13 protein-coding genes are annotated in these 13,081 nt (G+C 65.4%); all 13 read right to left on the reverse strand.

The features are described from left to right. Nucleotides 1-38: 38 nt before the first annotated feature. The 13 genes from L2Y97_RS16680 to flhB all read right to left on the reverse strand — a co-directional run bounded on the left by L2Y97_RS16680 (nt 39) and on the right by flhB (nt 13,080). On the reverse strand, nt 39-488 hold the full coding sequence (locus L2Y97_RS16680) for a chemotaxis protein CheW (protein ID WP_247428783.1): 450 nt from the start codon (nt 486-488) through the stop codon (nt 39-41). Next, complete coding sequence (locus tag L2Y97_RS16685; protein WP_247428785.1) at nt 485-1,066, reverse strand: hypothetical protein; 582 nt, start codon at nt 1,064-1,066, stop codon at nt 485-487. Before L2Y97_RS16685 ends, L2Y97_RS16680 begins: the two co-directional genes overlap by 4 nt. Continuing rightward, nucleotides 1,063-1,854, reverse strand: coding sequence for a ParA family protein (locus L2Y97_RS16690; RefSeq protein ID WP_247428787.1), 792 nt, complete (start codon nt 1,852-1,854; stop codon nt 1,063-1,065). The genes L2Y97_RS16685 and L2Y97_RS16690 overlap by 4 nt, the downstream gene beginning before the upstream one ends. Continuing rightward, complete coding sequence (gene motD / locus L2Y97_RS16695; protein WP_247428789.1) at nt 1,854-2,741, reverse strand: flagellar motor protein MotD; 888 nt, start codon at nt 2,739-2,741, stop codon at nt 1,854-1,856. The genes L2Y97_RS16690 and motD overlap by 1 nt, the downstream gene beginning before the upstream one ends. Further along, nucleotides 2,738-3,478, reverse strand: a complete 741-nt coding sequence (locus L2Y97_RS16700) for a flagellar motor protein (RefSeq protein WP_247428818.1) — start codon at nt 3,476-3,478, stop codon at nt 2,738-2,740. The genes motD and L2Y97_RS16700 overlap by 4 nt, the downstream gene beginning before the upstream one ends. A gap of 1 nt (nt 3,479) precedes the next feature. Further along, nucleotides 3,480-5,594, reverse strand: a complete 2,115-nt coding sequence (locus tag L2Y97_RS16705) for a chemotaxis protein CheA (protein WP_247428820.1) — start codon at nt 5,592-5,594, stop codon at nt 3,480-3,482. Nucleotides 5,595-5,601: 7 nt separating this feature from the next. Then, nucleotides 5,602-6,243: a protein phosphatase CheZ gene (locus L2Y97_RS16710; protein WP_247428822.1), complete on the reverse strand. Its 642-nt coding sequence runs from the start codon at nt 6,241-6,243 to the stop codon at nt 5,602-5,604. A gap of 9 nt (nt 6,244-6,252) precedes the next feature. Beyond that, nucleotides 6,253-6,654 carry a chemotaxis response regulator CheY gene (gene cheY / locus L2Y97_RS16715; RefSeq protein ID WP_247428824.1) on the reverse strand — a complete coding sequence of 134 codons (402 nt, stop codon included), beginning with the start codon at nt 6,652-6,654 and terminating at the stop codon, nt 6,253-6,255. A 30-nt stretch (nt 6,655-6,684) separates the two neighbouring features. Next, a complete protein-coding gene (locus L2Y97_RS16720; protein ID WP_247428826.1) occupies nt 6,685-7,416 on the reverse strand; it encodes an RNA polymerase sigma factor FliA in 732 nt (243 codons plus the stop codon). Continuing rightward, nucleotides 7,413-8,288, reverse strand: a complete 876-nt coding sequence (locus L2Y97_RS16725) for a MinD/ParA family protein (protein ID WP_247428828.1) — start codon at nt 8,286-8,288, stop codon at nt 7,413-7,415. The genes L2Y97_RS16720 and L2Y97_RS16725 overlap by 4 nt, the downstream gene beginning before the upstream one ends. 69 nt (nt 8,289-8,357) lie before the next feature. Further along, the gene (gene flhF / locus L2Y97_RS16730) at nt 8,358-9,716 is read right to left on the reverse strand and encodes a flagellar biosynthesis GTPase FlhF (RefSeq protein WP_247428830.1); all 1,359 of its coding nucleotides are present in this window, start codon (nt 9,714-9,716) and stop codon (nt 8,358-8,360) included. A 100-nt stretch (nt 9,717-9,816) separates the two neighbouring features. Beyond that, complete coding sequence (gene flhA / locus L2Y97_RS16735; protein ID WP_283248288.1) at nt 9,817-11,928, reverse strand: flagellar biosynthesis protein FlhA; 2,112 nt, start codon at nt 11,926-11,928, stop codon at nt 9,817-9,819. A 6-nt stretch (nt 11,929-11,934) separates the two neighbouring features. Then, nucleotides 11,935-13,080, reverse strand: a complete 1,146-nt coding sequence (gene flhB / locus L2Y97_RS16740; protein ID WP_247428832.1) for a flagellar biosynthesis protein FlhB — start codon at nt 13,078-13,080, stop codon at nt 11,935-11,937. Between the last annotated feature and the right edge of the window lies 1 nt (nt 13,081).

A 13,081-nucleotide genomic window follows, 5' to 3' on the forward strand; every position in this document is an offset into this window, starting at 1 on the left:
GAACGGTCAGGCACTAGGGATAGCCCGCCGGCGCGCTCCTAGGCTCGGCAGAGCCGCGGCACATCTACCAGTGCGATAAACCCATCATCCCGTGCGATCACCCCGCTGACCGGGTCGTCGCGGCGGGCGGCGCGGCCTGGCGGTGGGGGTGCCACGTCGGCGGGATCGAACTGGAGCATTTCGCCGATCACGTCGATCAGCAGGCCGACCGTCGTGCCAGCGTCGTCGAACACGATAACGCGCTGGGCGTCCACATCATCGGCGCCTGCGCCCCCATCCAGGCCGAAACGGCGGCGGCCATCGAGTACCGGCACGATCTGGCCACGCAGGTTCACGATGCCGAGCACATCGGTCGGCGAGCCTGGGACCGGCGTGATGTCGCCGGGGCGGATTACTTCGCGTACCGCCGTCAGCGACACGGCATAACGCTGCCCTTTCAGGGAAAAGCCGAGCCAGGGGCTGCCGGCCTCGTGTTTCACTTCGTTCACGGGCCAAGCTCCTGTTCCAGCCATGCGATGAGTGCGGTGGTGCCGATGACACCACACCGCGGTTCTTTGGACATGCCCGCGAGCCACGGGCGGGTCGCGGCGCCATCGCGCCATAGCACGGTCGCGCTATCGATCTCGACTGGCTCGTCGGTGACTTCGCACGCCAGTGCCCAACGGCGATCCCCCAGCAGCACGAGCGTCGGCGCGTGAGCACCGGCCATGTCAGGCGACAGGATAGCCGCCAGATCAGCCACGCGGGCTTCGCCACTTGGGTGACGCCACCGGCCCAGGCAGATGGGGTTCGCGTTGCGCGGCGGCGTTAACGGCGGCATGGGCAACATATGGGTGATATCGGCCATGGGCACGGCGACTTTTACGCCAGCGGCGACACACAGCAAATAACGGGGCGATCGAGGCGCTTCACCGGCAACTTCGGCCGCCGGCGCGTTGCGCCAGGTCTCGATCGCAACGACCTGCACCTGCGCTGGCGAGGCATCGGCCGCGACAGGCGCGGGCGTCAGCAGCTCGGCGAGGTAATCGGCGACGATCTGCTCGGCGTCGTTCATATTGCCGATCACGCGGCCGCGTCCGTGACGGACGGCGCATCGGCTTTTGCCAGGAGCTCCGCTAGCAGCTGGCGGTAAGCCTGGCCGCCACGACGTGCGGCGGGCCACGAGGCGAGCGGTACACCCGCCGCGCTCGCCTCACGAATCTGTGTATCGGTAGGAATGACCGCCTCGCTGACGATCTCTCCGTACTGCTCACGCAATTGCGCAAGGCAAGCGCGCGATGCGTGCGTCCGCGCGTCGAACAGCGTGGGCACGATGGTCCGCGGCATGGGCTTGCCACGTGAACGCTCAATCATGGACAGGCTGCGCAGCATGCGCTCGAGGCCCGCCAGTGCCAGCGCTTCGGTCTGCGTGGGAACCAGCAGGCGATCGCTGGCGGCGAGCGCATTCACCATCAAGACGCCCAAGGTAGGCGGGCAGTCGAGCAGCACATGATCGAAATCCGGCGCCAGCTCGGCAAGTGCCTGGCTGAGCACGAGGCCCATGCCCGGCTTCGTGCCCAGGTGGCGATCGAGCGTAATCATGGCCGCCGAGGCCGGCAGGACACTCAGGCGATCCCATTGGGTAGCGTGCACCAGGGTACCGACCGGCAATGGCGTACCACTGACGCCGAACAGATCGTAGACGCTGCCGTGGGCACCGCCCTCCACGCCGATATAGCCCGAAAGCGATGCATGCGGATCCATGTCGACCAGCAGCGTGCGCTTGCCGTCGGCGGCGAGCATGCTGCCCAGCGACATCGCCGTCGTCGTTTTGCCGACGCCGCCCTTCTGGTTTGAAATAGCCCATACGCGCATCAGGGTGCGACTCCTTGCCCCGGCACGGGCGAAGGCGCGCCCTTGTCACTCATCACCACGATGACAACGCGGCGATTATGGTTGCGGCCATCGTCCGTCGTATTGGAGGCTGAAGGGCGGAATTCACCCCAGCCCATGATCCCGACGCGGTGCGGATCCACACCCTGTTCCGTAAGCAGGCGCGCCACGGTGGCCGCACGGGCGGCCGAGAGCTCCCAGTTCGACGGGAACGTCGCCGTGGCGATCGGCGTGTTGTCGGTATAGCCCTCGACACGCATGCTGTTAGGGAACGGCGCAAGAATGCCCGCCAGCTTGCGAATGACGTCTTCGGCCGCGGGCTGCAGCTTCGCGACGCCCACGGGAAACAGGATATCGGTGCGCACTTCGATCTCGAGCCAGTCGGGCGTCTGCCGTACGCTGACCAGGCTCTTGTCGATCAGCGGCTTCATCGCACGCTTCACTTCATCGGAGATCTGGCTGAGGCTGGCCTGCTCAACCTTGCCGACCGTCGCGTTATCCGCCGGGGCCGTCTGGTGCTTCTCTCCAGGCTGCGCTTCAGCGGCCGCACCCTCGTGACCCGGCAAAGGCAGGTTACGCGGCGGGATGGGCACATCGATCTTCGCGATGGGGCTGGCCGTGGGCGAACGGGTTTCGTTCGGCAACGGCACCTGGGTCGCCGGCGTGTTCGCCTGCACCGGCTCGATCACCTTGCCGGTGCCATTGAATGCTTCATTGATGGACGCCGCCATCACCCGGAACTTCGTTTCGTTCACGGCCGATACGGCGTACATCACCACGAAAAGTGCCAGCAACAACGTGATCAGGTCACCATAGGGAATGGCCCAACGCTCGTGGTTGATGTGTTCTTCGTGGTGGCGGCGCTTCACTGCAGGAACCCTTGCAGCTTGCTCTCGATGTGCCGCGGGTTATCGCCCTGCGCGATCGAGACGAGGCCTTCCACCAGGATTTCGCGCATTTGCGAGCGCTGGCGGGCGAGGCCCTTCAGGCGCGCCGCCATGGGCAGCGCGAGCAGGTTAGCCAGGCCAATACCATAGATGGTGGCGACGAACGCCGCGGCAATACCGTGGCCCAGCTTGCTGGGCTCGGCCAGGTTCTGCATGACGGCCATCAGGCCCATGACGGCACCGATGATGCCCATCGTCGGTGAATAGGCGCCGGCGTTCTCGAACACTTTTGCCGCTTCGATATCGATGTGTTCGCGGGTGAAGACTTCCACCTCGAGCACGGAGCGCATGGCATCCGGCTCGGTGCCATCCACCAAAAGCTGAAGCCCCTTCTTGATGAAGGGGTCCTGTTCGCGTTCGATGGCGGGCTCCAGGCCGAGCAGGCCGGTGCGTCGCGAGATTTCGCTCCAGCCGACGATACGGCTGACGAGGTTTTCCGATTCGATATCCGGCGGGCGGTACACCCATGGCAGCATGGCCCACGCGCGTTTCAGCACGGTGCCGGGGGTCTGCACGAGCAACGCGGCAAACGTGCCGAGGAAAACGATCACGAAGGCGGCCGGGTTCCACAGGGCATCGATGCTCGAGCCCTTCAGGATGGTCCCTACGATGATGACCACGAAAGCCAGGATCGTGCCGACGACGCTCACGATATCCATATCAGACAGCCATCCTCAGGCTGGGCAGCACCTGGCCACTGTCATCGGCCAGGCCTGCGAGGTCGAGTACAAGCGAGATGCGCCCGTCACCGGTGATGGTCGCGCCGGCCACGCCAGGCACTTCCTTCAGGAACGGGCCGAGCGGCTTGGCCATCACGTCTTCACGGCCGAGCACTTCATCCACCAGGCAGCCCAGCGTTTGATGGCCGATCTGCACGACGACCACATGGCCTCCCCTGCCCTTTACGCCCGCCCAGTTGCCCAGGTCAGCAAGCGGTAGCGCGCGGTTGCGGTGCGCGGCAACGATGCGGCCATCCAGCTCCTGCACCTGGCCTTCGGAGAGCTCAAAGACCTCGGCGACGTTGGACATGGGCAGGCTCAGCAGGCGGTTACCCACGCGGATCATGAGCACGCGCAGGATGGCGAGGGTCAACGGGACCGACAGGCGCACCGTGCTGCCATGGCCTACCCGTGAGTCGATCGACAGCGTACCGCCGAGTTCGACGATCTTGGTCTTGACCACGTCCATGCCGACGCCGCGGCCAGAGATATCCGATACCTGGCTGGCGGTGGAGAAACCCGGGCGAAACACGATCTCGTAGCATTCACGCTCATCGAGTCGTGCAGCCTGTTCTTCGTCCATCAGGCCCTTCTCGACGGCCTTGCGACGCAGGACCTCGGGATCCATGCCCTTGCCATCGTCGGTGACCGTAATGACGATGCGATCGCCATACTGTCCGGCGGCGAGGCGCACCGTGCCAGAACGTGACTTACCAGCCTGCTCGCGCACATCGGGCATTTCAATGCCGTGGTCCACGGCGTTGCGCAGCAAATGCACGAGCGGATCGGCCAGCGCTTCGACCACGGTGCGGTCGATATCGGTGTCTTCACCCTCGGTGACGAGTTCGATTTCCTTGCCCAACTGGCGTGCCAGGTCGCGCACGATGCGCGGGAAACGGGAGAACAGCTTGCCGACCGGCTGCATGCGCATGCGCAGCACGGCGTTCTGCAGGTCTTCGGCCACGCGCTCGAGTTCACCGATGGCGCGCTCCATCGGATCGTTGGTGCCACGCGGCGCTAGGTTCGTCAGGCGGTTGCGAACCAGGACGAGTTCGCCGGCCGCATCGACCAGGCTGTCGAGGCGGTGTGTGTCGACGCGGACCGTGGTGTCGGCGGCGGCAGTGGGTTGACGTTTTTCGGTGGCGGGCGCGGGTTTCGGTTTGGTCGCTGTAACGGCTGGTGCTTCGACCGGCGACGTCGCGGCAATCGGAGTGGCTGCGGGCGACGTGTGAGCAGGGGCGTCGTTGATCGCGGGCGAGCCCGCTCCTAGAGGGGTTTCGCCATTCGCGGACGGTGCGGCTGCCGATGGGTCAGCGGTGCCGCTGGGGGCGCCGGTGCCGTAGAGCTGGTCGAGCAACGCTTCGAACTCGTCGTCGCTGATAGTGTTGCTTTCGGGCGCGGGGGCGGCCGCTTCTGCAACCGGCTCGGCGGGCGCCACGGCATCGGCACCGGGGGCGCCCGTGCCGTACAGCGAATCGAGCAGCGATTCGAATTCGTCGTCGGAGATGGTGCCGGACTCAACCGGTGCAGGTGCACGTTCGGTGCGCGCTGCGTCGAGCATCGCCTCGAACTCATCTTCGATGGGGTCGTACGCCTTGGCTGGTGCCGATACCGCAGCGGCCTTTGGCGCGCTGACAGGTACGGCGAGCGCGACCGGCGCCGCCGATGCCGCGCGGCCGGGTACGACCAGGCGATCGAGCAGCGAACGCGGCGCAGGCTCGGCCGGCACCCCGGCATCGGCCGCACGCATCATGTCGTTCAGCAGATCGAGCGACTCGAGCAAGGCATCCATCAAGGCAGCATTGAGCACGAGCGCGCCATTACGCGCCTCGTTCAGCAGATCCTCCGCACGGTGGCACAGTTCCACCATGGCGTTCAGGCCAAGGAAGCCCGCACCGCCCTTCACGGTATGGAACGCACGGAACACCGCGTTCAGGAGCTCGCTATCCTCCGGCGAGGCCTCGAGATCCACGAGCTGTTCGCCCAGGGTCTCAAGTAGTTCGCGGGCCTCGATCAGGAAGACGTTGAGCAGCTCGTTGTCCAGCTCCACGCTCATGGCGGGCTCAGAAACCGAATTCGCTGAGCAGGCGATCCACTTCGTCCTGGCTGACCTTGTCGGCGGCGGGCGCATTGGCACCTGCCAGCGAACCGGTCAGGCGCACCAGCTCCACCAGCGAGTTTTCGACCTTGGCCATGAAGGCCTCGACCTGGGCAACGCGCTGGCCGGAAAGATCCTGCCAGGACTGCGCTTCCACCATTTCGCCGAAGCCGATATCGCAGTTCTGGGCAAAATCACCCACGCGCACCGCCAGCGACGTGGCATTGGCGGTGAATGCGGGATCGGCCTGGTCGAGCACGAGAAGCTCGTCGGCCTGCCTGGCGAGCGCCTGTGCCTGCGGGCGAAGTTTCTCACTGAAGTCGAGCGTGCGATGCGCCGCCTGCGAGCTCATCTCGAGCACATCGCGCAGGTGTTTGCGCGCATCGCTCATGGTGCCAGGCACGCCATCGCTGGAAATATCCGAAGCAAGGCGGCGGGCGGATTCGTGCAGGTCGCGTGCGAGGTGGCCCAGGGCCAGGAACAAATGCTGTTCGCGGCTGCGCAGCAGGCGATCGAGCGCTTGCTCGAAGGCCGCGCTGTCGTCGGCATCGAGTAGCTCGCGCAGTTCGGGTGCCACGTCCTGGCCAGCGGAAATCATCGTATTCATGTTAGTCCCTTAGCCCGCGGCCGCGGCGAGGCGTTCAAAGATCTTGTCGAGCTTTTCCTTGAGCGTGACAGCCGTGAACGGCTTCACGACGTAACCATTCACGCCGCTCTGCGCGGCGGCAATGATCTGGTCGCGGTTGTTCTCGGCGGTCACCATCAGCACCGGCAGCGATTTCAGGTTGGCGTCCGCGCGGATGGCCCGGAGCAGGTCGATGCCGGTCATGTTCGGCATGTTCCAGTCGGTGACCACCAGATCGATCGGCTGCGAGCGCAGCAGTGCCAGCGCCGCGTTACCGTCCTCCGCTTCCTGGATGAGCGTGTTGGTGAAACCCAGCTCTACCAGCAAGTTACGGACGATTCGCCGCATGGTGGAGAAATCGTCCACCACGAGGATTTTCATGTTCTTGTCCAAAGCGCTCTCCGCCTTACAGCCGCGTATTTCTTAGTGTTTGTCTTTCCAACCCGACATGCGAGCCCGGAGACGGATCAGGGCCTGGCCATGGATCTGGCACACGCGCGATTCGCTAACTCCCAGCACCGCACCGATTTCCTTCAGGTTGAGTTCTTCATCGTAGTACAGCGACATCACCAGCTTTTCGCGCTCGGGCAGCCCGTCGATCGATTCGGCGAGCGCGCTGCGCATGCCGTCCTGCTCGAACAAGCCATCCGGGCCCGAAGCGTCCGGGTCGGCAACGTCGATGGCGGAACCTTCGTCGCCCTCGGGCGCCGTCAGGCTCAGCAACCGCGCGCTCGCCGCGTCTGCCAGGATCTGGTTGTATTCCATGGCGTCGATGCCGAGGCGCTTCATCACCTCAAGATCGTCGGCATCGCCACCGGTTTCGTTCTCAATCTGCCTCGTTACTTCCGCCACCTCGCGCAATTTCCTGTGGACAGAGCGCGGGGTCCAGTCCGTCTTGCGCAGTTCATCCAGCATGGCGCCACGTATGCGGATACCCGCATAGGTTTCGAAGCTGGCCGCGCGCGTCGGCGAATAATTCCTTGCCGCCTCAAGCAAACCGATCATGCCAGCCTGCATCAGGTCGTTTGCATCGACGCTGGGCGGCAGGCGGCCCATCAGGTGATAGGCGATCCGGCGCACCAGCGGCGCATGCGTTTTTACCAGTTGATCGGCCGGAACCTTAGTGATTTCAAGGTATTCGCTCGCGACACTCACAACGGCAGCCCTCCCCCCACGTGCTCACGCCCGGCAAAAAAGCCGATGCGACCCTGACCACGGGGTTCGGGTTCACCCCATGTATCGACCGACCTGGCCAAATTCTTGAATCCCACCGCCGAACGGCTGCTCGGCCAGGCTTCGACCACTGCCGACTGGCGGCGGATCGCCTGGCGCAGGTACTCGTCGTGCGGCACCATGCCCATGAAATCGAGCGACACATCCAGGAAGCGGTTGGTCACCCGGGAAAGCTTTTCGAACAGCTGGCGCCCTTCCTGCGCATGGCGGACCATGTTGGCCACGATGCGGAAACGGTTCACCGCGAACTCGCGCGACAGCACCTTGATCAGTGCATAGGCGTCGGTCAGCGAAGCCGGTTCGTCGCAGACCACGACCACGACCTCGTCCGAGGCGGCGGCGAACATCGACACGCTGTCGGAAATGCCGGCCGCGGTATCCACGATCAGGTATTCCGGCGCCAGCGGGTATTCGTCGAAGGCGCGAATGACCGCGGCATGCTCGATGTTGGGCAACTGGGCCATGCGGCGCGTGCCCGACGTGGCCGGGATCACCTTCAGGCCATGCGGCGCTTCGAGCACCAGATCCTCGATGGCGCAGGCGCCTTCCAGCATATGACCCAGGTGGCGGGTGGGCTGCAGGCCCAGCAGCACATCGATGTTGGCCATGCCGAGGTCGGCATCCAGCAGGAGGACGTCGCGGCCCCCCATGGCCAGGGCCATGCCGAGGTTCACGGCCACCGTGGTCTTGCCCACGCCGCCCTTGCCGCCCGCGATCGCGATGCTGCGCGTGGGCCGGCGGTCGGCGAGCCAGTTGAGTCCGGCGGCCTGGGAGTTGTCGACGTGTGTGGTCATGAAGGAATTCACTGCCGTGAAAGAAGTTGCGGTTGCGGTTGCCGTAGTCACGTTCGTTACGTTCTGCGATCAGGCCAGGGCCGGGGCGGACGCGAAGCCGAAACGATCGGCAAGTATGGCGTCATCCGGTTCGTCGTTGCGCTGTTTGAGCATCTGGGCTGCCAGGCAGACCAGCTTGCGCGCGTCGGCGGAGGCAATGTCCTCAGGCACGCGCTGGCCATCCGTGGTGTAGTCCAACGGCATGCCATGCCGGATAAGGGCTGACAGTGCGCCGCCCAGCAGCGGCGCCTCGTCGAGTTTGGTCAGGATGGCGCTCTGCGGATTGAGCGGCGCATAGGCGCGCACGGCGTTATCAATCGCCTGGGCCTGCGCGTTGGCGGCCAGCACGAGGCAGACACGCACATCGGCCATGGCCCGGAGCGTCTCGAACTGCTGCTGCAGCTTCGGGTCGTTGCCAGCCAGGCCCGCCGTATCGATCAGCACCGTGTGCTTGCCGCGCAGCTGCAACAGCACGTTACGCAGGCTCTGGGCATCGTGCGCGTTGTACACGCGCACGCCGAGCAGGCGGCCGTAGTGTTCCAGCTGGGCGCCGGCACCGATGCGGTACTGGTCGGCACTGATCAGGGCCACGTTGGATGCGCCATGGCGGAGCACCGCACGGGCGGCGAGCTTGGCAATGCTGGTGGTCTTGCCGACGCCCGTGGTGCCGACGAACGCGGTAATGCCGCCGCCGACGGTATCGAAGTTGCGGCCGCTGGTGCGGATGTTGCGCGACAGGATGCCCAGTGGCAGGTAACGCGCCTGCTCGGCCGTCATGGTGTCCGGCAGTTCGGCGCAGAGCGCGCGGGCGACGTCGCCATCGATGCCCAGGCGAGTCATCTCACGCAGCACGCGGGCGCGCAGCGGGTTCTGCCGGTCCATCTGGTTCCAGGCCAGCGCGGAGAGCTGCACTTCCAGCATCTCGCGCAGGTTATTGATCTCGGCGCGCATGCCGTTCACGGCCGTATCGTTCTGCGGCGCAGCCACGGTCGCGGCGCGAACCACGTCAGCAACGCTGGCGGCCAGCGCGGCGGATGACTGGCGCTGCGGCGCGTTGGCCGACTGGGGCGCCGCCCCCTTTGTGGCGCGCTCGACAGCGGCGGCCGTCGCGGCGCGCGCCTGGTCGACACGGGCGATGCGCTCGGCTTCGCGGCTGTCACGGGTATCGCGCACGGCGCGGATCTTCTCGAGCTTCTCTTCCGGCGTCGGCGGCTCGAAGGCGAAACCCGCTTCGCGCACCAGCGCCTCGTCGTAATCGAGCGCAGCGATGATCTCGATGCCGTCGTCCATCTTGCGCGTGGACAGGATCACGGCGTCCGGACCCTGCTCATCACGCACCTGGCGCATGGCCTGGCGCATATCCGGAGCAACGAATCGTTTGATTTTCATGCGTTCGATCCTGTCTTCATCGATCGGCGCCCCGCTTGCCTGCGGCGCCACCTTGTTCTGTCACGTCCGCCGGGCGATTTCCCCGAGCGGTGTCTCATTCCTATCGTCCCAGGGCCGTCACCAGCTTGACGCGGCGGTTGTCCGGAACCTCGTTGTACGCAAGTACATGCAGGTTTTGGGCCACATGCCGCACGAAGCGCGAAAGCCATGGACGAAGTGCCGGGGAGACCAGCAAAACGGCCGGCTCGCCAGCGGCTTCCTGCCGCCGTGCCGCATCGGCCACGTTCTTCTGCAGGCGATCGGCCAGGCCCGGCTCCACGGCCGCACCGGCGGGACCGCCGCCCTGCAGGGACTGGAGCAAAATCTGTTCCAGTTCCGGTGCCAAAGTAATGACGGGCACCTCGGTGCCGAGCCCGGCGATTTCCTGCACGATCTGGCGGCCCAGGGTGACGCGCACCGCGGCGGCGAGTACGCCGGGATCCTGGCTCTGGCCTGCATGCTCCGCCAGCGATTCGACGATGCCGCGGAAGTTGCGGATGGGCACGCGCTCGGCCAGCAGGTTCTGCAACACCTTGACCACGACGCCGAGCGACAGGCGCTTGGGTACCAGGTCTTCCACCAGCTTCGGGGTCTGCTGGGCCAGGCGGTCGAGCAGCTGCTGCACGTCCTGGTGGCCGATGAGCTCGTGCGAGTGGTTCTGCAGGATGTGCGAAAGGTGGGTGGCGATGACGGTGGCCGGATCGACCACGGTGTAACCCAGGGTCTGCGCGTGCTCACGCAGGCCCGGCTCGATCCATACCGCATCCAGGCCGAAGGCCGGGTCGCGGGTGGCGATACCGTTGATCGTGCCGTGCACGCGGCCCGGGTCGATGGCGAGCATGCGCTCGGTGTGGATTTCCGCTTCGCCCATGGGCACCCCCATCAGCGAGATACGGTAGCCGTGCGGGGCCAGGTCGAGGTTGTCGCGGATGTGCACCGACGGGACAAGGAAACCCAGTTCCTGGGACAGCTTGCGGCGCACGGACTTGATGCGCGCCATGAGCTCGCCACCCTGGGCCTTGTCGACCAGCGGGATGAGGCGGTAGCCCACTTCCAGGCCGACCGTATCGACCTGGGCCACGTCTTCCCACGAGAGCTCGAGGCGTTCGGCCGGCGGCGCGGCCTCGAGTGCGGCCAGCTCAGTGCCAGGCGCACCCGCCGTGCCACCCACGGCACCGGCAGGCATCAGCTTGCGCTGGTGCAACTTCCACGCGCCGAACCCGGCGAGGCCGGCCAGCAACAGGAACGGAATGTTGGGCATGCCCGGGATCAGGCCCATGGTGCCGAGCACCGCGGCCGCCACTGCCAGCGCCTTCGGCTGGCCGAACAGCTGGCCAAACACCTGCTTGCCCATTTCCTGCGACTTCGACACGCGGGTGACGATGACCGCGGTGGCGATGGAGAGCATGAGGCCGGGGACCTGGGCGACCAGGCCATCACCAATGGTGAGCAGCGTGTACGTACGGGCCGCTTCGCCTGCCGAGAGGCCGTGCTGGAACATGCCGATGAAGAAGCCACCCAGCATGTTGATGACGAGGATGAGGATGCCGGCGGTGGCGTCACCGCGGACAAACTTCGAGGCACCATCCATCGAACCGTAGAAATCGGCTTCTTCGCGGACTTCCTGGCGGCGCTCGCGCGCCTGTTCCTGGGTGAGCAGGCCGGCGTTGAGGTCGGCGTCGATCGCCATCTGCTTGCCCGGCATGGCATCGAGGGTGAAGCGGGCGGTCACTTCCGAGACGCGCGTAGCACCCTTGGTCACCACCACGAAGTTGATGATGGTGAGGATGGCGAACACCACGAAACCAACGGCGAAGTTACCGCCAATGACGAACTCGGCGAACGCCTCGATCACCTTGCCGGCCGCGCCCGGGCCATTGTGGCCGTGCAGCAGCACCACGCGGGTGGAAGCGATGTTCAGGGCCAGGCGCAGCAAGGTGGCAAACAGCACCACCGTCGGGAACGAGGCGAGTTCGAGCGGCCGCATGACGTACATGGTGGCCAGCAGGATCACCAGCGACAGCGCGATGTTGAACGTGAACAGCAGGTCCAGCATGAACGGCGGCAGCGGCAGCATCATCATGCCGAGCATGATCAGCATGGCCACCGGGGCGGCCACGCCACGCCGGCCGATCTGCCGGAAAGTGCCCATGAAGTTCGGGGAGGCTGCCATCTGTAATCACTTATCCATGCGGTAGGGGCCCATCAGCTCCGGATCGATATCCTGCTGGGGCATATCGGGCGGGAGATCGCCGGTGGCGATCGCCTGCTTCAACCGGAACACGTAGGCCAGGATCTGGGCCACGGCCACGTACAGGGCCGAGGGGATTTCGCGTCCGATTTCCGTCGTGTGATACAAGGCTCGTGCCAACGGGGCCGCTTCCACCACAGGCACCTTCGAATCCGTGCCTAATTGCCGGATCTGCAGGGCGATCACATCCATGCCCTTGGCCACCACGCGCGGCGCTCCCATGCGGTTTTCGTCGTACTTCAGGGCCACCGAAAAGTGCGTCGGGTTGGCGATGATGACGTCCGCCGTGGGCACGTCTTCCATCATGCGGCGACGGGCCATCTGGTGCTGCATCTGGCGGATTTTTGACTTCAGTTCCGGCGAGCCCTCGTTTTCCTTGTGCTCGTCCTTCACTTCCTGCTTGGTCATCTTCATCTTCGACATGAAGCTGTACTTCTGCCACGGCGCATCGATGAGGCCGATGGCGCCCAGGGCCACCGCGAAGATGAGCGAGGCGCTGCCGAACATGCCAAAGGCATGGGCGATACCCTCCTCCACCGGGCCGGAGCCGACGGCGTACATCTCCACGGTGCTCTTGCGCAGGTACCAGGCCAGGGCGCCACCGATCAGGAGCAGCTTCAGCAGGGATTTGCCCAGCTCGACCAGGCCGTTCTTCGATACGAGGCGGGAGAAACCCTCGATCGGGTTCAGCCGCTCAAACTTCGGCACGAGCGCTTCAAACGAGAAGTTCAGGCCGCCCATCAACGCCGGCGCGGCCACCGAGGCGGCCACGGTCACCGCGAACAGCGGGCCCAGCATGCGCAGGGCCTCGAGCACGCACGTCATCAGGGCGCGCTCCAGGCCATTGGCGGCGAACAGGTCTTCGCGGCCGTAGTTCAGGCCGACGCGCATGATGTTGGCGGCGTGGGTCGCCATCTGGGCGTGCGAGGCGATGAGCATGGCCACGCCGGCAAACACGACGATGGCCGTGGAAAGTTCGCGCGAGCGCGGCAGTTCGCCCTTTTCGCGGGATTCACGAAGCCGTTTATCACTAGGGGCTTCGGTTTTGTCTTCCTTATCCGCACCCTCGCTCACG

The organism is Luteibacter aegosomatissinici, assembly GCF_023078495.1.
Lineage (GTDB): Bacteria > Pseudomonadota > Gammaproteobacteria > Xanthomonadales > Rhodanobacteraceae > Luteibacter > Luteibacter aegosomatissinici.